This window comes from Serratia sp. HNCC26DJ206, from assembly GCF_057180605.1.
Genome location: NZ_JBXUGP010000020.1, coordinates 1 through 24,667 on the forward strand (window position 1 = coordinate 1; position 24,667 = coordinate 24,667).

The window sequence follows — 24,667 nt, forward strand, 5'->3', positions numbered from 1 at the left end:
TTGAGACTTAAACCCAGGATTAATTTGTTCAATAAACTCACTTATTTTCTTATTTCCTTCAGCCATTGTGTGATAAATACGGCGATCTCCTCTGGCCGATTGATATCTAATTGCCGCAGTATATCGTTGGTTTTTTTATCGCTAGCCACCGCAATAACATATTTATCCAGCATACTTTCAAGCGATTTCCCCACTTCCTCGCGATAAAGAACGATTTTACTGATAGGTTCATGTTTGAATCCCTCCACCAGAATTAAATCCACTTTGCTGCTGTCGAACCTGCTGGCCAAATACATTAAATCCAGCGGTTGCTGTTCAGGGGTTTCGGTCATCAGCGCCCAACGCCGATCGTTAGCCACCAGCGTTTGACTTGCTCCGGCCTTACGTAGCTCGTAGCTGTCCTTGCCTGGAGTATCGACATCCATATCATGATGGGTATGCTTGATAAGTCCAACCCGTATCTGCTGCTGTTTCAATAGTGGAATTAATTGTTTAAGCAGCGTCGTTTTTCCTGTGCCACTATAAGCTGCGATAGCGAGTAAGGGGGGCAATGAGTTAATCATTAACGACTCCTTTTTCCTGCAACCATTGCTGGCAATCTTCAGGCGTATTTAAATTGCGAAATGCCTGTCGCTGGTTATTGAATACAACCTGCTGCGCACCTATGGCCTCCATAAACAGCATCAGCTTACGCTCGCCGCTAGCCAGATAATCCGTCAAGTTACCCAACAGGCTGGTATGGAGTAATGCTAATGTGGGGTGCGGGCGCTCGCCGTCGCTGGCATAAGCAGCCAGCGCTGTACCTTTATGCTGCCATAGTTGCTCAACCAAATTGTCAGGGAGATCTGGAACATCACAGGGGGCGCAAACTATCCACTCATTATCGGCATAGTGGAGCCCAGCCAACATACCGGCTAATGGGCCGGGGAAGTCAGCCGTTAGATCGCTTACTACTGGTAAGCCGCTTTCCCTATAACATTGCTGATTGCGGTTGGCGCAGATAATCAGGTGACCAACCTGTGGCATTAATCGAGCCAACACGTGTTGGTATAATGCTTTATCACCCAGTTGAATTAGTCCTTTATCTTCACCCGCCATGCGGGCAGAGCGCCCTCCGGCCAGAATAACGCCGGTTATTTCTGTACGCATAATTCATCACTCTGCTGTATCACTAATGCACTGATTGTAACGCTAAACCCATGCGGACAGGGTGATTTACCTTTATTGACAAGCTGGTTCTTTCACTGCGTGAGTAAGCCTGCTACTTTGTGAGTTTATTCACTTCACTGGATGATATTGGTATGAAAACGCATCGCGTAAACGAGTTGATTGAGCTGCTCCACCCGGCCTGGCAGCAGGATCCGGATCTCAATCTGATTCAGTTTCTGCAAAAGCTGGCGCAGGAAGCGGGTTTTCAAGGTGACTTGGCGGAGCTGAGTGATGATATTTTGATTTATCATCTTAAAATGCGCGGCAGTGCTGGCACTGAGCAGATCCCTGGTCTGAAGAAAGATTACGAAGAAGACTTCAAAACCGCATTGCTGCGTGCTCGTGGTGTCATTAAAGACTAGCACTCATCAGGGACAGTCATCTGTAGTGATGATTAGTGCTACTATTTCTCATACTTGGCACTGTGCTGTCATCTGGCGAACTGAATGGCTGTTATGAATAATAACTCTGCTTTTAATTTTGAAACCCTTTCTCCCGATCTGATTATGGATGCTTTGGAAGGGATTGGTTTGCGTGTTGATTCCGGGCTGACGGCGCTGAACAGCTATGAAAACCGTGTTTATCAGTTTATGGATGAAGATCGTCAGCGTTATGTGGTGAAATTTTATCGCCCGGAGCGTTGGAGTGCGGTACAAATTGGTGAAGAGCATCAGTTTGCTCTTGAGCTATCCCAAGCTGAAATCCCGGCAGTTGCACCACTGGTGTTGCAAGGAAATACCCTACATACCCATGCGGGTTTCTTTTTTACCGTCTTTCCCAGTGTGGGTGGCCGGCAATATGAGATAGACAGTCTTGAGCAACTGGAGTGGGTTGGGCGTTTTCTGGGTCGTATTCATCAGGTGGGTAGCGAAAGTTTGTTTGCAGAGCGCCCTACCATCGGCGTTGAAGAGTATCTTACGGCGCCACGGCAGGTTTTGGCAAACTGCGCTTTAGTGCCCAAGGCTCAGCGCGATACTTTTTTGAACGCTATGGATAATCTGATTGCCGTCATTAAACAGCATTGGCAATTGGATTGGCAGCCGTTGCGTGTGCACGGTGACTGCCACCCGGGCAACATTCTGTGGCGTGATGGGCCGTTGTTCGTCGATCTGGATGATGCGCGTAATGGGCCAGCAGTGCAGGATCTGTGGATGTTGTTACACGGTGAACGCCGCGATCGGTTGATGCAATTGGATATCTTGCTGGAAGCCTACGGTGAATTTTCTGAATTCGATCAGAGTGAACTAGCGTTAATTGAGCCGTTGCGGGCGATGCGTATGGTGTATTATCTGGCATGGGTAGCACGCCGTTGGCAAGACCCGGCATTCCCTAAAAGTTTTCCGTGGATGGCTGAGTCTGATTTTTGGTTATCTCAGACTAAGGCATTTACTGAGCAGGTTAAGCTGTTGCAGGAACCTCCTCTGCAGCTGACGCCAATGTATTGAAGCTTTAACATAATGGAGAGTTTAGTTTTATGAAGAAAATATGGTTGGCGCTCGTTGGCATGGTGATGGCATTCAGTGCCTCTGCTGCGCAATTCAGTGAAGGCAATCAGTATGTCACTTTGGACAAACCTGTGACCGGTGAACCGCAAGTATTGGAGTTGTTCTCTTTCTACTGCCCACACTGTTATCAGTTTGAAGAGGTTTATCATGTTTCTGATAGCGTGAAGAAAGCCTTGCCCGCGGGCACTAAAATGACCAAATATCATGTGGAGTTCCTGGGGCCCTTGGGCAAACAGATGACTCAAGCATGGGCTGTGGCGATAGCGTTAGGTGTGGAAGATAAAATCACTCCGCTGATGTTTGAAGCCGTACAGAAAACCCAAACGATACAAACTCCAGATGACATCCGTAATGTTTTCGTGAAGGCAGGCGTTAGCGCGGAAGACTATGATGCGGCCTTGAACAGTTTTGTCGTGAAATCCTTGTTGGTTCAGCAAGAGAAAGCAGCTGAAGATCTGCAACTGCGTGGTGTACCAGCGATGTTTGTTAATGGCAAATACATGGTGAAACCTGATGGTTTGGATACCAGCTCAATGGAAGCTTACGTGAAGCAATTTGCTGACGTAGTAAAATTCCTGAGTGAAAAGAAATAACGTGTAAACAAGATAACTAACGCCGGTTAATCCGGCGTTTTTTTAGCGGTACTGGCGCTTGAGTTTATCAAGCAGGCGGTCTTTTTCCAGCCATAAGGTATTCAACCAAAGCTGGAATTTGCGCTTGAACTGCTTGTCGTTGAAGTAATCCCCGTGCAAGGTTTTATCAATCGGCAGGCATTCAATTCTTACCACAATGCGTTTCAGCCGGCCGCACAGCATATCCATAAACGGGTGCGCCTGGTTATCAGGATAGAGCAGAGTCACATTCAATATTTTATCAAACTGGTTACCAAGCGCGTTGAGCGTAAAGGCAATACCGGCCGCTTTGGGTGCCAGTAAATTACGGTAAGGTGAGTGAGTTTTGATTTTTTTCGCTTCCGTAAAACGCGAACCCTCAACGAAATTAACGATAGTTGTTGGGCGTTGGCGAAACTTCTCACAGGAACGACGAGTTGTTTCGATATCCCGTCCCCGCTTTTCCGGATGCTTCAGCAAATATGAGCGTGAATAGCGTTTCATGAATGGCATATCCAGCGCCCAGCAGGCCAAGCCAACGAAGGGTATCCAGGCTAACTGCTGTTTGAGGAAATACTTATTCATCGGTATGTGATTACGAAAGAGTACACAGAGCACGACAATATCCGACCAGCTTTGATGATTACCGATCAGCAGATACCAATTCTTTTTTTCCAGCCCTTTCAGCCCATCAATATCCCATTGCATACCCGTGTTAATTTTTTTTAGTAGCAGGGCTAGGCTTTGGCACCAGCACCACATCATGTAATCACAAAAGATGGAGATATGTCGCCAAAGAGTGGGAACCGGAACCAACAGTTTAATAACGCCAGCCAAAGTGATCGGGATAGAGCATAAAACCGTCACTACAATGGTGAGCAGTGTAGAGAGGATAAAAATAACGGGGGATAACAATTTTGGCATGAGTTAAGTGCTGAAGGTGAATGAAAACATTGTTATGCATGGGAAAATATTTTAACAGAAACCAGGGGAAGATAACGCAGCTAAAAGTCAGTGTTTTGATTGCAAAGGCATAGCCGAGTATTACGTCCCCGTGCAAATCTTTAATCTTGTGCTATGGTCATTGAGGTGCCAAAAATTGATTATTTGTGCTGCTAGCATTTGGCTTAAGTTATATCCACAAATTGCTTGAAAGATGATTAATATCAAGGCATAAAATAATTTATTTTAACACCATGATTTAAATGATAATTTTATTTTTAGTTATAATAATAAGCACATTATTATAATTCGCTATCTTTTCTATGCACAAAGTTATCCACAAGAAGGATCTTGCGGATCGCCTCGCAGAATCCCATCAAATTTACCGACAATGCACGCTAAGGTTCGTCACCAGCGGCTAGCTATGGCATGCTTAGCTCAGTCTTTTCACGAATAAAAAAGAAACGCTATGGCCCAGATTGCAGAAAACCCATTAATCCTGGTAGATGGTTCTTCCTACCTCTATCGTGCCTATCATGCCTTCCCACCGCTAACCAACTCCGTTGGCGAGCCGACCGGGGCGATGTACGGTGTGCTGAATATGCTGCGCAGCCTGCTTCTGCAGTACACCCCTAGCCACGTGGCGGTGGTGTTCGATGCCAAAGGCAAAACTTTCCGTGACGATCTGTTTGCCGAATACAAATCACACCGGCCACCGATGCCGGACGATTTGCGTGCGCAGATCGAACCCCTGCACCAAATGGTGAAGGCCATGGGGCTGCCGCTGATCGTGACGCCAGGAGTGGAAGCCGATGACGTGATCGGCACCTTGGCACAAGAGGCTGAAAAGGCCGGCCACGCGGTATTGATCAGTACCGGTGACAAGGATATGGCGCAACTGGTGACGCCAAATATCACCCTGATCAACACCATGAACAACACTATCCTCGGTCCACAGGAAGTGTGTGATAAATACGGCATTCCACCAGAGCTGATCATCGATTTTCTGGCACTGATGGGTGACTCATCAGATAATATCCCCGGTGTACCTGGCGTTGGTGAGAAAACCGCTCAGGCGCTGCTGCAAGGGCTGGGAGGATTGGATGCGCTCTATGCTAATCTCGACAGCATCGCCACGCTGAGTTTCCGTGGTGCTAAAACTATTGCCGCCAAATTGGAGCAGAACAAAGAGGTGGCTTACCTCTCTTATAAGCTGGCGACAATTAAAACCGATGTTGAGTTGGAGCTAAGCTGCGGCGAACTGCAAGTGAACCAGCCAGATGTTGATCAGTTACAAGCGCTGTTTAAACGCTACGAATTCAAGCGTTGGATGGCAGACGTTGAGGCTGGCACTTGGCTAGAGAATAAAGGTGGCGGACGTAAAGCCAGTACCGGAGCAAAACCGGCGGCAGCGGCTGAAACACCTAAGGTTGCCAGTGAAGCCACGTTGTCGCAGGAAGGTTATGTCACGATCCTTGATGAAGAAACCTTTGCTGATTGGATAGCACGCCTGAAAAAAGCGGAGGTGTTTGCCTTTGATACCGAAACTGATGGCCTGGATACCTTAACCGCTAACCTGATTGGTTTGTCCTTTGCTATTGAACCGGGTGTAGCTGCCTATTTGCCGGTCGCACATGATTACCTTGATGCTCCCCCTCAATTGGATCGTGCACACGTGTTGGCCACCCTGAAGCCGTTGCTGGAAGACGAAAAGGCGCTGAAGGTTGGGCAGAACCTGAAGTTTGATAAGAGCCTGCTGGCGCGCTATGACATCGATCTGCGTGGTATTGCTTATGACACCATGCTTGAGTCCTACGTACTGGACAGCGTCAGTGGTCGCCACGATATGGATAGTCTGGCCGATCGCCATCTAGGTCATAAAACCATTACCTTTGAAGAGATTGCAGGTAAGGGGAAAAATCAACTGACCTTTAACCAGATTGCCCTTGAGCAAGCTGGGCCTTACGCCGCTGAAGATGCCGATGTTACGCTGCAGTTGCATCTGGCGATGTGGCCAAAACTGAAAGAAAGTGAAGATCTGCTGACGGTATTCAATGAAATTGAAATGCCGTTGCTGCCGGTACTTTCGCATATCGAACGAACCGGTGTGCTGATCGATCAAAATATTCTGGCGGCACATTCCAAAGAGCTGGCTAAACGCCTGGCAGAGCTTGAAGTGCAAGCGCATGAACTGGCTGAAGAGCCATTTAACCTGGCTTCAACCAAGCAGCTCCAGGCAATTTTGTATGAAAAACAAAAGTTACCAATTTTGAAGAAAACCCCCGGTGGTGCCCCGTCAACCAATGAAGAGGTTTTGGCTGAGCTGGCGCTGGATTACCCATTGCCAAAAGTACTGCTGGAATACCGTGGGTTGGCGAAACTGAAAACCACCTATACCGATAAGCTGCCGCTGATGATTAATCCGGTTAGCGGGCGGGTGCATACTTCTTATCATCAGGCAGTGACGGCAACCGGGCGCCTTTCCTCCAGCGATCCGAATCTGCAGAACATCCCAGTACGCAACGATGAAGGTCGTCGTATCCGTCAGGCGTTTATTGCGCCAGAAGGTTACCGAATTGTCGCTGCCGACTATTCGCAGATTGAGCTGCGTATCATGGCTCATTTGTCGCAAGACGAAGGTCTGTTGAAGGCCTTTGCTGAAGGTAAAGATATTCACCGTGCCACAGCGGCAGAAGTGTTTGGTTTACCGCTCGACAAAGTGACCAGCGAACAGCGGCGCAGTGCCAAGGCAATTAACTTTGGCCTGATTTACGGCATGAGTGCGTTTGGTTTGGCGCGTCAGTTGGGGATCCCGCGTGGCGAAGCCCAGCGCTATATGGACCTTTACTTCGAACGCTACCCCGGGGTGCTGGAATATATGGAGCGTACCCGCCAGCAGGCCTCTGAGCAGGGTTATGTTAGCACGCTGGATGGGCGCCGGTTGTATCTGCCAGACGTACGTTCCAGTAACGCGATGCGCCGCAAGGCAGCTGAACGAGCGGCGATTAACGCCCCGATGCAGGGTACCGCAGCGGATATCATCAAGCGTGCGATGATCGAAGTGGATGCCTGGTTGCAAGCGCAGGAAAAGCCGTTAGTGCGCATGATCATGCAAGTACATGATGAATTGGTGTTTGAAGTGCATGAATCGGCCATTGAAGAGGCGAGCCAGCGCATTCACGAATTGATGGAAGGCAGCATGAAACTGGCGGTACCGCTGAAGGTGGATATCGGCGTTGGTAAAAACTGGGATGAAGCTCACTGATTGCTTTGCTGCGTTCTTCAGGGGATGGCATCTAACTGGCGATAACCTAAGCACTTTTTGTAATTAAGCTACAATATACGGCGATTGTTTCCCCAACATCGCCGTTCTTAGCCTTTATACCGTGTAACTAAACTACAAAAAATTCTTTTGCACTGTGAAAAAATGATGTAGAGTTACGGGCGTAGGGTACAGAGGTAAGATGTTCTATCTTTTCAGACCTTTTACTTCACGTAATCGGATTTGGCTTAATATTAGCCGCCCCAGTCGGTTTTGACTGGGGCGTTTTTTATTGTATAAACAAAGGTCAATATAGCTTTCTCTGCGTTTTCTCTGTTTATTCCCTTTCCTGCCTATGGTCGATAACTCCCTGTTTTTATCTGCATTATTCCCTCAATTTGTCATAAGCCTTTCTGATGGTTTTTAGTCAGAAATGTAACTAGGTAACAAAATCAAGCACAGCGTGGCGATCGAGAGACGTAAAAAAAGCCGATGTCTCCACATCGGCTATTTACTCAACCAACGGTTATTCTCCGCCGATTTCGTCCTCTTCCGGCAGTACCTCGGGTGGGATCTCATTAAACCAGGTGTTTAGCTTTTGGCTCAGCTTGTCGACACCAATTTTTTTCGGTGAAGAGAAGGCTTCAACCTGAACATCCCCCATGAACGGAAGCACGGCCTCACGCACCATATTCAGCTGTGCCTTACGCGCGCCGGATGCCAGTTTATCGGCTTTAGTCAGTAGCACCAGTACGGGCGTGCCGACATCAACAGCCCATTGAATCATCTGCTGGTCGAGATCCTTCAGCGGGTGGCGGATATCCATCAGTACCACCAGGCCTTTCAGGCAGTTGCGCATCTGCAGGTATTCCCCCAGCGCACGCTGCCATTTGCGTTTCATCTCTTCAGGGACTTCTGCGTAGCCATAGCCAGGCAAATCCACCAGACGAATACCCTCTTCCACTTCGAATAGATTGATCAATTGGGTACGGCCAGGGGTTTTACTGGTACGCGCCAACCCTTTCTGATTGGTCAGGGTATTCAAGGCACTGGATTTACCGGCGTTGGATCGGCCGGCAAATGCCACTTCAATACCTTCATCCCCCGGAAGGTGGCGAATATCGGGCGCACTGGTGACGAAGTGGGTCACATGATAATTGTAATTCTTGCTGGTCAAAATTTTCGTCTCCGTGAGGATGGCTATCTGGTGGGCGATTATAACTGCATCGGTATCAAAATGGTGTTTTTCTCGGTTTTTATGCATCTAGCGAGTAGTCCATTCGAGCAAATTGGCTCCTGTCGTGTAAGACATTTGCCATTCCAATAGGGGGTAATGTCTCTTTATTTAAATGTTCATTTATTTATTTTATTTAAAAAACAAACAATTAGTGTTTTTGTGGTGAAAATATCACTGTAAGTCTGTTGTAGGTACCTTGAGTACAATTCCTAAAGGCGTAAAGTAGGTCTCAACGCAGGACGCGAAGGAAACAGGAACATCCAGGAAGGGTGATAAATCTCATGGAATACACAGGATGTGTAATGAGTATCAGGATGGCTTCAGATGGAATTGAAACTATTTGTACCGGAGCGTATGAATAGCATATGGATGGTGAATTAACTGCAATTTGGATGCATGCGGGAAGCACACTCAGGAAGAGTGAAGGCTAACGGATTGCACCAGGGACGAATTTCCTTTTCAGGATGAAGGACATAGTTGCAGGGAATGCGGTTATAGCAGATGGAAAAACTGGGACGTTGAGTGTACGCATGGAGTGCGGAGTAGGAATATCCTTCACTTGAAGGTGTGAAATAGGCGGCAGGTTTAACCTGCCGCCTTTTTTCTTTGTCTACTTTCTGCTAGATTCCGCCGCAATCGTATAGCAATTCTATACTGAATCTACACACCTAAGAGCACACGCAATGAACCAGCCATCAAAAGCACCTCGCACCCCACGCAGCAGCGCGGCGACGTCAAAAAGTAAAAAGAAAAGCCGTGTGGAGCTCGATCAGGAAGCTCGTGATCGCAAACGTCTTAAAAAACGCCGTGGTCATGCTTCAGGCTCACGCACCCAGGTTGAGTCCGCCAACCAGAAAGACAAAGCGGCGGCACAGCCTAAAGATCCCCGTATTGGCAGTAAAGTGCCAGTAGCGCTGGTGGTTGAAGCCAAAGCGAAAACCAAACCTCAGCCAAAACCGAAGGCAGAAGCTAAGCCGCGCCTGTCGCCGGAAGAAGAACTGGCGAAACTGGAAAATGATGAACGTTTAGATGCATTGCTGGAGCGCCTGGATGATGGCGCCACCCTGAATGCGGAAGATCAGGCTTACGTTGAGAAAACCCTGGATCGTATTGATGCTCTGATGGAGCAGTTGGGCATCGAGTTGGGTGATGAAGACGACGAAGTCGAAGAGAAGCAGGAAGATATCCTGAAACTGCTGAAAAGCGGTAACCCAAAAGACGTATTTTAATGTGATATGTGGCTGATCCCGGCAATAGCCCTACTGTTGACGTGTTATCTACTGTGGTTATTCGGTAAACTATGGCGGCTGTCGAAACGCAAAGCGCGTTTTCGCAGCGCTTCCGCGGCCAGACAGCATAGACAACTGCCCATTTCCCGGCCCGGTAGGAAAAAGTATCGGAAGGAGTGAGCAAACATGTCTGAACAGACAATAGTCTGGGATTTGGCCCTGATCCAAAAGTATAACTATTCGGGGCCGCGTTACACCTCATACCCCACAGCGCTGGAGTTTAACCAGAGCTACGACGAAGCGGCGTTTCAACGCGCCGCTGCGCGTTATCCTGAGCGCCCGCTCTCGCTGTATGTGCATATTCCTTTCTGTCACAAGCTCTGCTATTTCTGCGGCTGCAATAAACAGGTGACGCGCCAAACCCATAAGGCTGACGAATATCTGGCAGTGCTGGCGCGAGAGATTGCCGCGCGTGCGCCGCTGTTTACGGGCCGTAAGGTTAATCAGATGCATTGGGGCGGCGGAACGCCGACTTACCTCGACAAACAACAAATCAGCCGGTTGATGGTTATGCTGCGCCAGCATTTTGATTTCTTGCCTGATGCGGAAATGTCGATCGAGGTTGATCCGCGCGAAATTGAGCTGGACGTACTGGATCATTTACGTGCTGAAGGATTCAATCGCCTGAGTATGGGGGTGCAGGACTTCAATAAAGAAGTGCAGCGCCTGGTGAACCGTGAACAGGACGAAGACTTTATCTTCGCGCTGATCGCTCGTGCTAAAGCCTTGGGGTTCAACTCCACCAATATCGACCTGATTTACGGCCTGCCAAAGCAGACGCCGGAAAGTTTCGCCTTTACGCTACAGCGCGTGGCGGAACTGAACCCGGATCGTCTGAGCGTCTTCAACTACGCGCATTTGCCGAATCTGTTTGCTGCGCAACGTAAAATCAAAGATGCTGATTTGCCGAGTGCGCAACAGAAGCTCGATATTTTGCAGCAAACCATCGCTTCGCTAACTGAATCGGGTTACCAGTTTATCGGTATGGATCACTTTGCCCGGCCGAATGACGAACTGGCGATCGCCCAGCGCGAAGGCAAGCTACACCGCAACTTCCAGGGTTACACCACTCAGGGGGACAGCGATCTGCTTGGTCTGGGGGTTTCCGCCATCAGCATGCTCGGTGACAGTTACGCGCAGAACCAGAAAGAGCTGAAGGTGTATTACGCCGATGTAGAAGAACGTGGGAATGCGCTATGGCGTGGCCTGGCGATGACAGAAGACGACTGCCTGCGTCGCGATGTGATTAAAACCTTGATCTGCAATTTCCAACTCAGCTATCAGCCCATTGAGCAGCAACACGCTATCCGGTTTACCGATTACTTTGCCGAAGATTTGGCGTTGCTGGCACCGTTTGAGCGAGATGGGCTGGTGGAGCGCGATGAGCGTGGCATTCGTGTTACACCGCGCGGACGTTTGCTGATCCGCAATATCTGTATGTGTTTTGATATTTATCTGCGCAAGCAGGCGCGCACTCAGCAGTTCTCACGGGTGATTTGATGCTTAAAATAACAGCCGCTGAGATGCGGCTGTTATTTTAACTGAAGAAATTGATCAGTGCGGCGCACAGTACCGCAGCAAAGGCCGCCTGCGGCGTGTGGCTGACGGCAGAACTGACGTCTGCGCCATGGGTAATAAAGACGATAAAAGAATCCAACATCCTGAGCCTCCGGGGTTTGCGCCATAATCATACTGCTGCGGCGTACCCTGTAAAGCCGTAATTAGATGATTTTTTGTGCGCTTGATTGTGTTTTTACTATCCTGCGCACAGATTACTCCATCCCCAATTCTTTCAGTTTCCGCGTTAACGTATTCCTACCCCATCCCAGCAGGCGGGCGGCTTCCTGCTTGTGCCCCTGCGTATGGCGCAAGGCGGTGGTAAGCAGGGTTCGTTCCATTTCAGGCTGAGCTTCTGACAGCAGATTTTGATGCCCGGAACGCAGCGCGCGATCGGCCCACTGTGCCAGCAGAGTCGCCCAACTGTCCGGCAGGCTGTGGCCAGCAGACTCTGGAGCCGTGGTTTCAAACAGCTCACTGGGCAGATCCTGAATCAGCACCTCTTGCCCAGCGGCCATTACCGTTAACCAACGGCAGGTATTCTCCAACTGGCGCACGTTGCCCGGCCATGGCAAGCGGGTGAGGGCGGTTTCGGTTTCTGAGTGCAGATTTTTCGCTTCCACCCCCAGTTCTTTTGCCGCAACTTGCAGGAAATGGCGTGCTAAGCGCGGGATATCTTCCCGGCGTTCGCGCAGTGGCGGTAAATGCACCCGGATCACGTTCAGGCGGTGGAACAGATCCTCACGGAACTTACCTTCTTGCACCCGTAATTCCAGGTTCTGGTGGGTGGCGGCAATGATGCGCACATCCACTTTTACCGGTGCGTAGCCCCCAACGCGATAGAATTGACCATCAGCCAACACCCTCAGCAAACGGGTTTGCACATCCAGCGGCATATCACCGATTTCATCCAGGAACAGCGTGCCGCCGTCGGCCTGTTCAAAGCGCCCTTGGCGGATCTGATTAGCACCGGTAAACGCACCTTTCTCGTGGCCGAACAGTTCGGATTCGATCAGGTCTTTAGGGATCGCCGCCATATTCAGGGCGATAAACGGGGATTTAGCGCGCGGACTGTGGCGGTGCAGCGCATGGGCGACCAGCTCTTTACCGGTTCCCGATTCCCCGTTGATCAGCACGCTGATGGACGAACGTGACAGGCGGCCGATAATGCGGAACACGTCCTGCATCGCGGGCGCTTCACCGATAATATCGGCTGCCGGATCGCTAACCGGCTGGCTACGCGCCGGTTGCTGCTGTTCCTGATAATGGCTGATGGCGCGCTCTACCAGCGCGACGGCTTCGTCAATATCAAAAGGTTTCGGCAGGTAGTCAAATGCCCCTTGTTGATAGGCGCTGACGGCGGCATCCAGATCTGAATGCGCGGTCATTATGATGACCGGAAGCATCGGATGGCGCTGCTTTATCTGCTTAAGCAGAGCTAAACCGTCCATACCCGGCATGCGAATGTCGGACAGCAACACATCGGGAGTTTGTGTGGCAAGTTGCTCCAGCACTTCATGGCCACTCTCAAAGGTGACGCAGCTTACACCAGCTCCAGTGAGCGCACGTTCAAGCACCCAGCGGATGGAGCTATCGTCATCGACGATCCAGACTATCCCTCGTTGCATAGCGACCTCTACTTACGAATGGGCAGGTAAACCGAGAATTCGGTATGCCCTGGCCAACTGTTAAATTCAATTTTTCCGCAATGCTGATCGATAAGATTACGGGCGATAGATAATCCCAGGCCGGTCCCCCCCTCTCGGCCGCTGACCATCGGGTAGAACAGGGTGTCTTGCAGCAGCGCCGGTACGCCAGGGCCGTCATCTTCGATATCAATGCGCGCTGCCAGCCGGTAGCGCGTGCCGTGCAGGGTGATCTGAAACGCGGTACGCGTGCGCAGCGTGATGGTGCCACCGGCGCGGCCCAGCGCCTGCAGGGCGTTGCGGGTGATGTTGAGCAAGATCTGTTCTATCTGGTCTGGATCGTGTGCCAGCTCTGGCAGGCTGGGGTCGTAATCACGTACCAACGTGACGTTATCCGGTTTTTCCAACGACACTAATTGGCAAACACGCTCTGCAACCTGATGAATGCTCTGGGTAATATGCTGACCAGGCCGCTGTGGCCCCAACAAGCGATCCACCAGGTTACGCAGCCGATCGGCCTGCTCGATGATCACCTTGGTGTATTCGGTCAGCGCCGGATCGGGCAGCGCCTTGGCCAGCAACTGTGCTGCGCCACGCAGGCCACCGAGCGGATTTTTGATTTCATGTGCCAATCCGCGCACCAGATCGCGCGCTGCCACCTGTTGAGCGTGCTGCAACTGTTCCTGGCTCAATCGGCGCTGGTTATCCATCGGTGCCAGCTCGATCAGGATAAAGCCTTCAGGCAGCGCCTGGGCAGTCAGGGAGAGGATGTGCGCACGGCTATCGACCACCAGGGTCACTTCATTGTCGGTAAAGCCCTGGCCTGCATTGAGGCTCTCACGCATCAGATCGATGTTCAGCGAAAAATAGCCCAGTAATTCAGGCAATGGCGTACCGAAAAGTTTACGGGAGCTTTGCGCCAGCAGTTGTTGCGCCGCCGGGTTGGCGTAGTGAACAGCAAGCCGGTCATCCAACAGCAGAATGCTATTGATCAGAGAATTGAGGATCTGCCCAGCATCGGGTAGCTTGCCAATTGCCATACATGCCCTTCATCTTTCAAGGCACAGCGTTGTTGGCCGCCCTTGCTTGCTCCAGTCACTTGGCCGACCAAGCTCTTGGGGATGCGCTCGGTTGCCGCCTAGCTATACCATGAAACCTATTGGGCACAGCAGACGCCTGCACCTTTTTAGTGCATCCATCCTACCCCATCCAGCACTATCGCGGTATGAAATAATACGGTGGAGAAAAAAGCCCATCAGAGATGGGCTAAAAAGTTTCCACGGCAACAAAAAAAACGGCAACTGAAACCGGTGCGCCATCCGCGGACAGCGCAAGGTATTACTTAAACGCTGTAGTACAGTTCAAACTCTACTGGGTGTGGCGTCATGCGAACGCGGTCCATCTCTTCTTTACGCAGTTCGATGTAAGCATCGATCGCGTCGTCAGTGAACACGCCACCACGGGTCAGGAACTCGCGGTCTTCGTTCAGTGCAGCCATAGCTTCGTCCAGTGAGCCAGCCACTTTTGGAATCTCAGCTTCTTCTTCCGGCGGCAGGTCATACAGGTTTTTGTCCATGGCATCGCCAGGATGGATCTTGTTGATCACGCCATCCAGACCTGCCATCAGCAGTGCTGCGAAGCACAGGTATGGGTTAGCCGCTGGATCCGGGAAGCGCGCTTCGATACGGCGAGCTTTCGGGCTGGCAACCACTGGAATACGGATAGACGCTGAACGGTTACGGGCGGAGTAAGCCAGCATCACCGGGGCTTCGTAACCTGGGACCAGACGCTTGTAAGAGTTAGTGGTCGGGTTAGCCAGTGCGTTGATCGCTTTAGCGTGCTTGATGATACCGCCGATGTAGAACAGTGCGATGTCAGACAGGCCGCCGTATTTGTCGCCAGCGAACAGGTTAACACCGTTCTTGGACAGCGACATGTGGCAGTGCATACCAGAACCGTTATCACCGAACATCGGTTTTGGCATAAAGGTCGCGGTTTTACCAAATGCGTGAGCCACGTTGTGCACCACGTATTTGTAGATTTGGATTTCGTCGGCTTTCTTGGTCATGGTGTTGAAGCGGGTTGCCACTTCGTTCTGACCTGCGGTGGCCACTTCGTGGTGGTGAGCTTCAACCACCAGACCCATTTCTTCCATGGTCAAGCACATGGTAGAACGGATGTCCTGTGAAGAGTCAACCGGTGGTACTGGGAAGTAACCGCCTTTAACCGGTGGACGGTGGCCTTTGTTACCGCCTTCGTATTTGGTGCTGGTGTTCCAAGCGCCTTCGATGTCATCGATGCTCACGTGGGAACCACGGATGCTGCTGCCGAAACGCACGTCGTCAAACAGGAAAAACTCTGGTTCTGGCCCGAACAGCACGGTATCTGCAATGCCGGAAGAGCGCAGGAAATCTTCTGCACGCTTGGAAATTGAACGCGGGTCACGGTCATAGCCCTGCATGGTGCCTGGCTCGAGGATGTCACAGCGAATGATCAGCGTGGTTTCTTCAAAGAACGGATCCAGAACCGCGGTGCTGGCGTCTGGCATCAGCACCATGTCAGATTCGTTGATGCCCTTCCAACCACCGATCGAGGAGCCGTCAAACATTTTACCTTCTTCGAAGAAGTCGGCATTTACCTGATGAGCAGGGATGGTGACGTGTTGTTCTTTACCCTTGGTGTCAGTGAAGCGCAGGTCTACAAATTTCACTTCATGCTCATTCAGCATCGTTAAAACGTGTTCAGCGGACATACTTAACTCTCCCGGATTTATCGTTGTCGTCGTCGTGGAACGAATCTGTGGAAACTGGCTTGATTTCGCCTTGCGTAGACTAAAGCGAAAACTGTGCCAACTATTTTAAAAGCGCAATAATCGCCTTTCTGCGCGGGTTTTACCCATCCCTAGTATGCACCATGGGGGATGCAATGCACTGCCGTGGTGCAAATAATGCCTGTTGGGGCACTTAAATGGTGCAAAACGTCATCAGTTGCTGCTTTTTGCACCGTGAATGAGATCACAAACTGACCTGTACACAGTTGTTTATAAGAGAGTGTTGTGATCTTGTTTAGTCCCTCGCTTAATACGTGTACAATAGCGCGCTATTTCTAATGCCTGAGGCAAAGCTGTGATCGAAAATTTGCGTAACATCGCCATTATTGCCCACGTTGACCATGGTAAAACCACCCTGGTTGACAAGTTGCTGCAACAATCCGGTACTTTCGGAGAGCGTACAGAAGCAACAGAACGCGTAATGGACTCCAACGATTTGGAGAAAGAGCGTGGGATTACCATCCTCGCAAAAAACACCGCCATTAATTGGAAAGACTACCGCATCAACATCGTGGATACCCCAGGACACGCCGACTTCGGCGGTGAGGTTGAGCGAGTGATGTCAATGGTTGACTCGGTGCTGCTGGTCGTGGATGCGATGGATGGCCCAATGCCGCAAACCCGTTTCGTGACCAAGAAAGCGTTCGCTAACGGTCTGAAACCGATCGTGGTCATCAACAAGGTTGACCGCCCTGGCGCGCGTCCTGACTGGGTCGTTGATCAGGTCTTCGATCTGTTCGTTAACCTGGATGCCACCGACGAACAGCTCGATTTCCCAATCATCTATGCTTCTGCACTGCTGGGTATCGCAGGTCTCGACCATAACGAGATGGCCGAAGACATGACCCCGCTGTATCAGGCGATCGTTGACCACGTGTCTGCACCGCAGGTTGAGATGGATGCTCCATTCCAGATGCAAATCTCTCAGCTGGACTACAACAACTACGTTGGCGTGATCGGCATCGGCCGTATCAAGCGCGGTAAAGTGAAGCCTAACCAGCAAATCACTGTGGTCGACAGCGAAGGTAAAACCCGTAACGGTAAAATCGGTAAAGTGCTGACCCACATGGGTCTGGAGCGTATCGAAGCCACCGTTGCTGAAGCGGGCGACATCATCGCTATCACCGGTCTGGGTGAACTGAACATCTCCGATACCATCTGTGATGTGAACGCGGTAGAAGCACTGCCTGCGCTGTCGGTTGATGAACCGACCGTAAGCATGTTCTTTAACGTCAACACCTCACCGTTCTGCGGTAAAGAAGGCAAGTATGTGACTTCACGTCAGATCCTTGAGCGCCTGAACAAAGAGCTGGTACACAACGTGGCATTGCGCGTTGAAGAAACGGCAGATGCTGATGCATTCCGCGTTTCAGGCCGTGGTGAACTTCACCTGTCGGTACTGATCGAGAACATGCGTCGTGAAGGTTTCGAACTGGCGGTTTCCCGTCCGAAAGTTATCTTCCGCGAAATCGATGGCCGCAAGCAGGAGCCATTCGAAAACGTGACCCTGGACATCGAAGAGCAGCATCAGGGTTCTGTGATGCAGGCGATGGGCGAGCGTAAAGCTGACCTGAAAAACATGGATCCTGATGGTAAGGGCCGTGTGCGTCTGGACTATGTGATCCCAAGCCGTGGTTTGATCGGTTTCCGTAACGAATTCATGACCATGACTTCTGGTACCGGTCTGCTGTACTCCACCTTCAGCCATTACGATGATGTGCGCCAGGGTGAAGTGGGCCAGCGTCAAAACGGCGTGCTGATCTCCAACGGCCAGGGTAAAGCGGTAGCATTCGCCCTGTTCGGTCTGCAAGATCGCGGCAAGCTGTTCCTGGGCCATGGTGCAGAAGTGTATGAAGGCCAGATCATCGGTATTCACTCACGTTCTAACGACCTGACCGTGAACTGCCTGACCGGTAAAAAGCTGACCAACATGCGTGCTTCTGGTACTGACGAAGCGACTACCCTGGTTCCTGCCATCAAGATGTCTCTGGAGCAAGCTCTGGAATTTATCGATGATGACGAACTGGTAGAAGTGACGCCAACCTCGATCCGTATCCGTAAGCGTCACCTGACGGAAAACGATCGTAAGCGTGCAAGCCGCGGTCCTAAAGAAGCTTAATCAGCTGATTTAATCCGCAATGCTTAGGGCGCGTAAAGGCGCCCTGAGTTTTTTTCTCAGTCTTTCCCCCGTTTCTGCGGCGTGTCGTGCGCTTTTCCTCCTTGTTCCCTGTTCAGCCTTAACTTTTCCCGTTACAGTAAAATCTCACTGGCCCATCAGGAGAGGACTATGCTGTATATCTTTGATTTAGGTAATGTGATTGTCGATATCGATTTCAAACGTGTGCTGGGAGTGTGGAGCAATCTGAGCGGTACACCGCTGGCGATATTGACCGATCGTTTCAGCATGGGCGAAGTCTTCCAGCAGCACGAACGCGGTGAAATCAGCGACGAAGATTTTGCCGCTAAACTGTGTGATGAGATGGGGGTTGCGCTCAGTTTCGAACAGTTTGCCACTGGCTGGCAGGCGGTGTTTGTCGCCCTGCGCCCGGAAGTGATCGACATTATGCATCGCTTGCGTAATGAAGGGCACCGTGTGGTGGTGCTGTCGAATACCAACCGTCTGCACTGCAACTACTGGCCGCAACACTACCCGCAGGTTGCCGAAGCTGCCGATCATATGTACCTGTCGCAAGACCTCGGTATGCGTAAACCCGATGCCAATATTTATCAGCATGTGCTGGCTGCGGAAAATACTCTGGCGGATCAGGCGGTGTTTTTTGACGACGTCGCCGCTAACGTGGCAGCGGCGCAAGCGCTGGGGATCAAAGCGGTGCAGGTGACCGATCGGCAGGTTATTCCGGCGTATTTTGCTCAATGACCACCGCGCGTTAAGCTTAAGGCGTAGAGGCCGATCTCAAGGAGTGGATATGTCGTTTTTCCGCCGAAAAAAGCTGCCTGCGTCGCTCAAGCCCGGAGTAACCTTCGGGCGGTTGCTGATGAAGCGTATCGATAGCGATGGCCTGACCATGCTGGCAGGCCATCTGGCCTATGTTTCTCTGCTCTCGCTGGTACCGTTGGTCACCGTAGTGTTTGCGCTGTTTGCCGCCTTTCCGATGTTTTCGGACATCAGCGTTCAGTTGAAAAGCTTTATTTTCTCTAACTTTATGCCTGCTGCTGGCAACGTGATTCAACAGTACCTCGAGCAGTTTGTCGCCAACTCCAGCAGGATGACGGCGGTAGGGGCCTGCGGTTTGATTATCACCGCGTTGTTGTTGATCTCCTCGGTGGATTCCGTGCTGAACACCATTTGGCGCAACAAAAATAAACGCCCGATGGTGTTTTCCTTTGCCGTTTACTGGATGGTGCTGACCCTGGGGCCGCTGTTGGTAGGGGCCAGCATGGCGATCAGCTCGTATCTGCTGTCGCTGAAATGGCTGGCACAGACCGGCGTCAACGATCTGCTCGATGATGTGTTACGCATTTTTCCGCTGCTGCTGTCATGGGTATCCTTCTGGTTGCTGTACAGCATCGTCCCCACCGTGCGGGTACCGCCGAAGGATGCGCTGGTCGGTGCTCTGGTAGCTGGGGTGCTGTTCGAACTGGGCAAAAAGGCTTTTGCGTTTTACGTCACCATGTTCCCGTCTTATCAACTGATTTATGGCGTGTTGGCGGTGATCCCCATTTTATTCCTATGGGTGTATTGGAGCTGGTGTATCGTGTTACTCGGTGCTGAAATCACCGTCACGCTGGGTGAGTATCGTCTTTATCAGCAACAGCAAAAACGGCAGCAGGAAGAGCATTTATGATTGCGTTAATTCAGCGGGTGTTAAACGCCAGCGTGGTGGTTGAAGGTGAAACGGTAGGCAAAATTGGCCCTGGTTTGTTAGTGTTATTGGGCGTTGAGGCGGATGATAACGAACAAAAAGCTGAACGCCTGTGCGAGCGGGTGCTGGGATACCGCATCTTTGGCGATGAGAACGACAAGATGAATCTCAACGTACAGCAGGCCGGTGGCAGCGTGCTGGTGGTGTCGCAGTTTACGCTGGTGGCCGACACTGAGAGAGGCATGCGCCCGAGCTTCTCGCGCGGCGCGGCGCCGATCGATGCCGATCGTTTGTATCAATATTTTGTTGGCCAGTGCCGCGAGCGCGGTGTGGAAACCCAGACCGGAGAGTTTGCCGCCGACATGAAAGTGTCGCTGGTGAACGATGGGCCGGTGACGTTCTGGCTGCAAGTGTAAGCATGATAAGAGAGAAGGCGTCTATGTATCACCTACGAGTCCCTGTAACAGAACAAGAACTGAAAGCGTATTACCAGTTTCGCTGGGAGATGCTGCGCAAGCCGTTGCATCAGCCAGTGGGTTCGGAAAAGGATGCCTACGACGCCATGGCGCACCATCAGATGGTGGTGGATGAGAATGGCAAGATTGTGGCGATTGGGCGGTTGTATATCAATGCCGACAATGAAGCCGCTATCCGCTTCCTGGCGGTTGACCCTACGGTACAAGACAAAGGCCTGGGTACGCTGGTGGCGATGACCCTGGAGTCGGTCGCGCGTCAGGAAGGGGTAAAGCGGGTAGTGTGTAGCGCGCGTGAAGATGCCGTCGATTTCTTTGCCAAACTTGGGTTTATCAATCAGGGTGAGATCACTGCCCCGCAAACCACGCCAATCCGTCACTACCTGATGATTAAACCGGTAGCCACGCTGGACGATATCCTGCATCGCCCTGACTGGTGCGGGCAACTGCAACAGGCTTGGTACGAGCATATTCCGCTGAGCGAAAAGATGGGCGTGCGCATCAGCCAATATACCGGGCAGCGTTTTGTCACCACCATGCCGGAGGTGGGTAATCAGAACCCGCACCATACGCTGTTTGCTGGCAGCCTGTTTTCGCTGGCGACGCTGACCGCCTGGGGGTTGATCTGGCTGCTGCTGCGCGAGCGCCATCTGGGTGGCACCATTATTCTGGCGGATGCCCACATCCGTTACAGCAAACCGATCACCGGTCGCCCACGAGCGGTGGCGGATCTCAGCTCACTCAGTGGCGATCTGGCCCGTTTGGCCCGTGGCCGCCGGGCGCGCGTGCAGGCGGAAGTCCATTTGTTTGGGGATGAGGATAAAGGGGCAATCTTTGAAGGCACCTATATGGTGCTGCCTGCCGAACCGGACGAACCCTTGGATAAGGGGGGGTCAGTAGCGATAGCCAGTTAAAGATCAAAAGGGCCCGGCAAACGCGGGCCCTTATTCGTTATGGCAGTTGCTGTTCCAGCGTTTGCCCTTCTTTGCTGGTCGCCTGCAAGTGGCCCTGTAATGAGGATTTAAACGGTTCATCCCCGTTCAGCATCCCTTTCAACTGCAATTGCAGATTACCATCACCTTCCAGCGGCATCTGCTGCCATCCCCATTGCTGTAAGGTATTTAACGGCACCGAGCGCCCATCAAGAGACAGCGTAAACGGCTTGCCGGGTAACTGGCTGATGTTGGCCTTGGCATCCAACAGGCCATCAGGCATAAAGGCGCTCAGTTCGGTAACGTTAATCTGCTGTGTATCGGCATCCAGCGCCAGAGAAGGGCGGCGCACGTCAACTTTGTTGAAGGTGGCATCGCTGCCGTTGAGCTTCAACGAACCGGACCAGATGCCCCACTGATGATCGTTTGCCAGCAGCAGATTGCTGCCGTAACCATCCAGCGCGGTGATTTGGAAAGGGAAATCCGGATTGATGTCGATAATCAGATTACGATTGGTCGTCAGCTTGCCGATATACACCTGCGCCAGCCAGCTTGGCAGCGGTTGCAGCCAGAGCGCCCGCCAATTGATGGGCAACGTATACTCCAGCGCAGCCATGGCCACTTCATCGAGTTGCAACCGCTTGTCGGCGCGCAGCCAATTACCGGAGGTGCGTAACAGCCCACCTTCCCAACGGGTGGTGAACTGTTGAATGGTGATACCGGCAGGAGAAAGCTGCATATTGATGATCGGATCGACCAGGTGGAAACTGCCATGGATGAGATCGCCCGCGTTAAAGCTGAGCGTTCCATCCTGACTGCTCCAATCACCCTGTTGGAAGGTGACGTTTTGCAGCGATAAATCGAGATCGTTAATTGCCCACTCTTTCCCTTCCAGGCGTGCATCGATCAAATCAAAGCGCTTCACCGTAATCGGTGGCAGTGCAGTGACCTGCTCCCAAAGCTGTTCCCACGTCAGCGGGGTTTGCAGGCGCACGTTACTCAGGCGCAGGCGCTCTACCAGCCAACTGCCGTCTGCGGCCCGGCTGGCCACCCCGGTCAGATCGCCTTGGGCCAGATCAGCCCCGAAATCGCTCAAGATCAGTTGGTCTTGCTTGATTTCACCTTGCACCAACACCTGCGAGGCAGGAACACCGTTCAAGACCATCAAACCGGCGCTGAACTGGAACTGGTTGTTTTCACCCAGCACATGGGCAGTGGTCGGCTGCCAAGGGGTAACACCGGCATTCACTTTTTGCGCATTCAACCGCCAGTTTGCCTCGTTGGACTGCAACGCCATATTGCTCAGTTGCAGCGTATCAGCCTGAATTGGCAAGGAGATGCCCTGCTGTGATTGTATATTGAGCGTCCCGTCACGCAGCGTCACGCTGCCGAAGTAACCTGGTTCAGTGATCTGCCGTAGGCTGAAGGCAAAATCCACCTGCTTGGCGGCCAGCACCTGCGGCTGGTTAGCCTGAGCAAAAGTGACCTCTTCCAGCGTGATTTGCCCTGGCTTACTCCATGAATGGGTGATTTTTTCCACCGATAGGCGGTATTCACTGTTATTGCTGATCCAACGGCTCATCCAGCCCGCAGCCCAGCGTGTTTGCCCCAAGACGTATAGCAGTACCACAGCGAGCAACGCCAGCAGTAACAACGTCAGCAACAGTTTTCCGATAAATTTCATCGTCCGAATCCGTAGCGGTCAGAAAAGATACCCTGTTTATGCCGTAATTATCCTGCCAGCTCAAGTGCAATAGCCTGAAAGACAATAAAAAAACGGCCAATAGCACTTTGCTACCGGCCGTTTTACCACTTAGGGTCGGATTGGTTATTTTTCCTGCGGGAACAGCAGGTTTAACACAATGGCGGTGATCCCACCGGCGGCGATGCCGGAAGAGAACAGGGTTTTCAGCCAATCCGGTGCAAATTGCAGGATCAGCGGTTGCTGGGAAACGCCCATGCCAACGGCCAGAGACAGCGCCATAATCATGATCGCACGGCGGTTCAGGGTCTCGCGGGAAACGATACGCACGCCGGAGGCGGCAATGGTGCCGAACATCACGATGGTGGCGCCACCCAGCACCGGTTCTGGGATGTGCAGCACAATACCGGCGACCGCTGGGAACAGCCCCAGCACGATCAGCATCAAGGCAACCACGAAACCGACGTAGCGGCTGGCTACGCCAGTCAGTTGGATCACGCCGTTGTTCTGACCGAAGCAGGAGTTCGGGAAGGTGTTAAATACGGCCGACAGCATCGAGTTCAGGCCGTTGGCCAGCACGCCACCTTTGAGGCGTTTCATATACAGCGGGCCGCTGACCGGTTGTTCAGAAACGTCGGAAGTTGCCGTAATGTCACCAATGGTCTCCAACGAGGTCACCATAAAGATCAGCATCAGTGGCAGCAGCAGGTTCCAGTCAAAGCCCAGACCGTAATACAGCGGCGTTGGAATATTAATCGTGGCCGTATTGGTGGCCGGTTGGGTTTCCGGCAGCATGTCCATCGCCCAGGCCAGCAGATAACCCACAGCCATGGCGATCACCAGCGAAGCCACGCGCAGGTAAGGATTGCGCTGGCGGTTAAGCAGAATGATCACCACCAGCACTGCGCCAGCCAGCAACAGGTTTTTCGGTGCGCCAAAAGTATGGTCGTTCATGGCCGCGTAGCCACCACCGATGGAGGTCAGACCCACCTGAATCAGCGACAGGCCGATGATCATCACCACAATACCGGATACCAGCGGGGTAATAATGCGGCGTGCCAGATGCAACACCCTTGAGAGCAGGATTTCAGTACAGGAAGCCACCATCAATGTGCCGAACAGCGCAGCCATCATGGTTGGCACGTCGGCACCGCCGTTTTTCAACGCCAGCCCACCCATAATCAGCGGCGAGACAAAGTTAAAGCTGGTGCCCTGAATGGATAGCAAGCCAGAACCCACCGGGCCCCAGGTTTTGATTTGCAGAATCGAGGCCAAACCTGAAGCAAACAGCGACATGCTGATAATGTGCTGCGTATCCTGTGCGGGCAGGCCAAGTGCCTGGCAGATCAACAGGGCTGGGGTGATCACGGCAACAAACATCGCCAGCAGATGCTGACCGGCGGCAAACAGGGTTTGCGGCAACGGCGGGCGATCTTCCAGGCGATAAATCAGTTCACTGGTGCGTGGAGCGGTTGCTGATGCCTGTTGCGCGGTATCAAGCTCAGCGGATTGGATGGACATGGTGTAGCGTTCCCTGAAGCGGCAAAGAAAGCATTTTAATGATCCGCCTCACAAAAGCAAACGGTTGCGCATTAATATTTTTGCCAAATTTAGCCTTATGAAGGTCACATTTTCGTTCGCTTTTTCT

At 51.8% G+C, this 24,667-nt stretch carries 21 protein-coding genes and 1 pseudogene; 12 read left to right on the forward strand and 10 right to left on the reverse strand.

The genetic code is table 11. The annotated features are described in order from the left end of the window. Positions 1-41: 41 nt before the first annotated feature. Positions 42-563 carry a molybdopterin-guanine dinucleotide biosynthesis protein MobB gene (gene mobB / locus AC2A1E_RS14435; protein ID WP_484384330.1) on the reverse strand — a complete coding sequence of 174 codons (522 nt, stop codon included), beginning with the start codon at positions 561-563 and terminating at the stop codon, positions 42-44. Then, positions 556-1,149 carry a molybdenum cofactor guanylyltransferase MobA gene (mobA, locus tag AC2A1E_RS14440; protein WP_484384331.1) on the reverse strand — a complete coding sequence of 198 codons (594 nt, stop codon included), beginning with the start codon at positions 1,147-1,149 and terminating at the stop codon, positions 556-558. The genes mobB and mobA overlap by 8 nt, the downstream gene beginning before the upstream one ends. Before the next feature lie 152 nt (positions 1,150-1,301). Here mobA and AC2A1E_RS14445 point away from each other — a divergent pair, with 152 nt between their 5' ends. The 3 genes from AC2A1E_RS14445 to dsbA all read left to right on the forward strand — a co-directional run bounded on the left by AC2A1E_RS14445 (position 1,302) and on the right by dsbA (position 3,307). Further along, positions 1,302-1,571: a YihD family protein gene (locus AC2A1E_RS14445; RefSeq protein ID WP_484384332.1), complete on the forward strand. Its 270-nt coding sequence runs from the start codon at positions 1,302-1,304 to the stop codon at positions 1,569-1,571. A gap of 84 nt (positions 1,572-1,655) precedes the next feature. Further along, positions 1,656-2,654: a serine/threonine protein kinase gene (locus tag AC2A1E_RS14450; protein WP_484384333.1), complete on the forward strand. Its 999-nt coding sequence runs from the start codon at positions 1,656-1,658 to the stop codon at positions 2,652-2,654. A gap of 29 nt (positions 2,655-2,683) precedes the next feature. Beyond that, entirely contained in the window at positions 2,684-3,307 is a 624-nt protein-coding gene (gene dsbA / locus AC2A1E_RS14455; RefSeq protein ID WP_484384334.1) for a thiol:disulfide interchange protein DsbA, read from the forward strand. Positions 3,308-3,349: 42 nt separating this feature from the next. Here the strand turns inward: dsbA and AC2A1E_RS14460 are convergent, their stop codons facing one another. Next, positions 3,350-4,249: an acyltransferase gene (locus AC2A1E_RS14460; protein WP_484384335.1), complete on the reverse strand. Its 900-nt coding sequence runs from the start codon at positions 4,247-4,249 to the stop codon at positions 3,350-3,352. Positions 4,250-4,736: 487 nt separating this feature from the next. Here AC2A1E_RS14460 and polA point away from each other — a divergent pair, with 487 nt between their 5' ends. Together polA and spfP are read left to right on the forward strand one after the other, a co-directional pair. Then, entirely contained in the window at positions 4,737-7,532 is a 2,796-nt protein-coding gene (polA, locus tag AC2A1E_RS14465; protein ID WP_484384336.1) for a DNA polymerase I, read from the forward strand. 199 nt (positions 7,533-7,731) lie between these two features. Beyond that, a pseudogene (spfP, locus tag AC2A1E_RS14470) lies at positions 7,732-7,777 on the forward strand (small protein SpfP); the annotation flags it as partial. A gap of 278 nt (positions 7,778-8,055) precedes the next feature. Here spfP and yihA read toward each other — a convergent pair. Further along, on the reverse strand, positions 8,056-8,706 hold the full coding sequence (gene yihA, locus AC2A1E_RS14475; protein ID WP_459400622.1) for a ribosome biogenesis GTP-binding protein YihA/YsxC: 651 nt from the start codon (positions 8,704-8,706) through the stop codon (positions 8,056-8,058). Positions 8,707-9,449: 743 nt separating this feature from the next. Here yihA and yihI point away from each other — a divergent pair. After that, a complete protein-coding gene (gene yihI, locus AC2A1E_RS14480) occupies positions 9,450-9,995 on the forward strand; it encodes a Der GTPase-activating protein YihI (protein WP_484384337.1) in 546 nt (181 codons plus the stop codon). Between the two features lie 186 nt (positions 9,996-10,181). After that, positions 10,182-11,555: an oxygen-independent coproporphyrinogen III oxidase gene (gene hemN, locus AC2A1E_RS14485; protein WP_484384338.1), complete on the forward strand. Its 1,374-nt coding sequence runs from the start codon at positions 10,182-10,184 to the stop codon at positions 11,553-11,555. Positions 11,556-11,592: 37 nt separating this feature from the next. Here the strand turns inward: hemN and AC2A1E_RS14490 are convergent, their stop codons facing one another. The 4 genes from AC2A1E_RS14490 to glnA form a co-directional block, all read right to left on the reverse strand. Next, positions 11,593-11,715, reverse strand: a complete 123-nt coding sequence (locus tag AC2A1E_RS14490) for a YshB family small membrane protein (RefSeq protein WP_459400619.1) — start codon at positions 11,713-11,715, stop codon at positions 11,593-11,595. A 112-nt stretch (positions 11,716-11,827) separates the two neighbouring features. Then, positions 11,828-13,240, reverse strand: a complete 1,413-nt coding sequence (gene glnG / locus AC2A1E_RS14495; protein WP_484384339.1) for a nitrogen regulation protein NR(I) — start codon at positions 13,238-13,240, stop codon at positions 11,828-11,830. A gap of 8 nt (positions 13,241-13,248) precedes the next feature. Next, on the reverse strand, positions 13,249-14,298 hold the full coding sequence (glnL, locus tag AC2A1E_RS14500; protein WP_484384340.1) for a nitrogen regulation protein NR(II): 1,050 nt from the start codon (positions 14,296-14,298) through the stop codon (positions 13,249-13,251). Between the two features lie 302 nt (positions 14,299-14,600). Next, positions 14,601-16,010 (reverse strand): glutamate--ammonia ligase, encoded by a 1,410-nt coding sequence (gene glnA / locus AC2A1E_RS14505; protein ID WP_473189293.1) that lies wholly within the window; start codon positions 16,008-16,010, stop codon positions 14,601-14,603. 373 nt (positions 16,011-16,383) lie between these two features. On the opposite strand from glnA, the gene typA reads away from it, so the two are divergent. From typA to fabY, 5 genes are all read left to right on the forward strand, one after another. Further along, positions 16,384-18,207: a ribosome-dependent GTPase TypA gene (gene typA / locus AC2A1E_RS14510; protein WP_459400615.1), complete on the forward strand. Its 1,824-nt coding sequence runs from the start codon at positions 16,384-16,386 to the stop codon at positions 18,205-18,207. Positions 18,208-18,375: 168 nt separating this feature from the next. After that, positions 18,376-18,966 (forward strand): glucose-1-phosphatase, encoded by a 591-nt coding sequence (gene yihX / locus AC2A1E_RS14515; RefSeq protein WP_484384341.1) that lies wholly within the window; start codon positions 18,376-18,378, stop codon positions 18,964-18,966. 49 nt (positions 18,967-19,015) lie between these two features. Then, entirely contained in the window at positions 19,016-19,894 is an 879-nt protein-coding gene (locus tag AC2A1E_RS14520; RefSeq protein ID WP_484384342.1) for a virulence factor BrkB family protein, read from the forward strand. Then, positions 19,891-20,328, forward strand: a complete 438-nt coding sequence (dtd, locus tag AC2A1E_RS14525) for a D-aminoacyl-tRNA deacylase (RefSeq protein WP_484384343.1) — start codon at positions 19,891-19,893, stop codon at positions 20,326-20,328. Before AC2A1E_RS14520 ends, dtd begins: the two co-directional genes overlap by 4 nt. Positions 20,329-20,351: 23 nt before the next feature. Beyond that, positions 20,352-21,299, forward strand: coding sequence for a fatty acid biosynthesis protein FabY (gene fabY / locus AC2A1E_RS14530; RefSeq protein WP_484384344.1), 948 nt, complete (start codon positions 20,352-20,354; stop codon positions 21,297-21,299). 37 nt (positions 21,300-21,336) lie between these two features. On the opposite strand, the gene AC2A1E_RS14535 is transcribed toward fabY, so the two are convergent. Further along, positions 21,337-23,001, reverse strand: coding sequence for an AsmA family protein (locus AC2A1E_RS14535; protein WP_484384345.1), 1,665 nt, complete (start codon positions 22,999-23,001; stop codon positions 21,337-21,339). A 144-nt stretch (positions 23,002-23,145) separates the two neighbouring features. Then, the gene (locus AC2A1E_RS14540; protein ID WP_473189301.1) at positions 23,146-24,540 is read right to left on the reverse strand and encodes a nucleobase:cation symporter-2 family protein; all 1,395 of its coding nucleotides are present in this window, start codon (positions 24,538-24,540) and stop codon (positions 23,146-23,148) included. Between the last annotated feature and the right edge of the window lie 127 nt (positions 24,541-24,667).

What these genes read in the sequence shown, in the direction of transcription:
- AC2A1E_RS14460 (WP_484384335.1), bottom strand. Translation starts at nt 4,249, where the DNA reads ATGCCAAAATTGTTATCCCCCGTTATTTTTATCCTCTCTACACTGCTC.
- hemN (WP_484384338.1), top strand. Translation starts at nt 10,182, where the DNA reads ATGTCTGAACAGACAATAGTCTGGGATTTGGCCCTGATCCAAAAGTAT.
- AC2A1E_RS14540 (WP_473189301.1), bottom strand. Translation starts at nt 24,540, where the DNA reads ATGTCCATCCAATCCGCTGAGCTTGATACCGCGCAACAGGCATCAGCA.
- dtd (WP_484384343.1), top strand. Translation starts at nt 19,891, where the DNA reads ATGATTGCGTTAATTCAGCGGGTGTTAAACGCCAGCGTGGTGGTTGAA.
- AC2A1E_RS14445 (WP_484384332.1), top strand. Translation starts at nt 1,302, where the DNA reads ATGAAAACGCATCGCGTAAACGAGTTGATTGAGCTGCTCCACCCGGCC.
- AC2A1E_RS14450 (WP_484384333.1), top strand. Translation starts at nt 1,656, where the DNA reads ATGGCTGTTATGAATAATAACTCTGCTTTTAATTTTGAAACCCTTTCT.
- AC2A1E_RS14490 (WP_459400619.1), bottom strand. Translation starts at nt 11,715, where the DNA reads ATGTTGGATTCTTTTATCGTCTTTATTACCCATGGCGCAGACGTCAGT.
- AC2A1E_RS14520 (WP_484384342.1), top strand. Translation starts at nt 19,016, where the DNA reads ATGTCGTTTTTCCGCCGAAAAAAGCTGCCTGCGTCGCTCAAGCCCGGA.
- mobB (WP_484384330.1), bottom strand. Translation starts at nt 563, where the DNA reads ATGATTAACTCATTGCCCCCCTTACTCGCTATCGCAGCTTATAGTGGC.
- glnL (WP_484384340.1), bottom strand. Translation starts at nt 14,298, where the DNA reads ATGGCAATTGGCAAGCTACCCGATGCTGGGCAGATCCTCAATTCTCTG.
- mobA (WP_484384331.1), bottom strand. Translation starts at nt 1,149, where the DNA reads ATGCGTACAGAAATAACCGGCGTTATTCTGGCCGGAGGGCGCTCTGCC.
- glnG (WP_484384339.1), bottom strand. Translation starts at nt 13,240, where the DNA reads ATGCAACGAGGGATAGTCTGGATCGTCGATGACGATAGCTCCATCCGC.
- AC2A1E_RS14535 (WP_484384345.1), bottom strand. Translation starts at nt 23,001, where the DNA reads ATGAAATTTATCGGAAAACTGTTGCTGACGTTGTTACTGCTGGCGTTG.
- yihI (WP_484384337.1), top strand. Translation starts at nt 9,450, where the DNA reads ATGAACCAGCCATCAAAAGCACCTCGCACCCCACGCAGCAGCGCGGCG.
- glnA (WP_473189293.1), bottom strand. Translation starts at nt 16,010, where the DNA reads ATGTCCGCTGAACACGTTTTAACGATGCTGAATGAGCATGAAGTGAAA.
- yihX (WP_484384341.1), top strand. Translation starts at nt 18,376, where the DNA reads ATGCTGTATATCTTTGATTTAGGTAATGTGATTGTCGATATCGATTTC.
- fabY (WP_484384344.1), top strand. Translation starts at nt 20,352, where the DNA reads ATGTATCACCTACGAGTCCCTGTAACAGAACAAGAACTGAAAGCGTAT.
- polA (WP_484384336.1), top strand. Translation starts at nt 4,737, where the DNA reads ATGGCCCAGATTGCAGAAAACCCATTAATCCTGGTAGATGGTTCTTCC.
- dsbA (WP_484384334.1), top strand. Translation starts at nt 2,684, where the DNA reads ATGAAGAAAATATGGTTGGCGCTCGTTGGCATGGTGATGGCATTCAGT.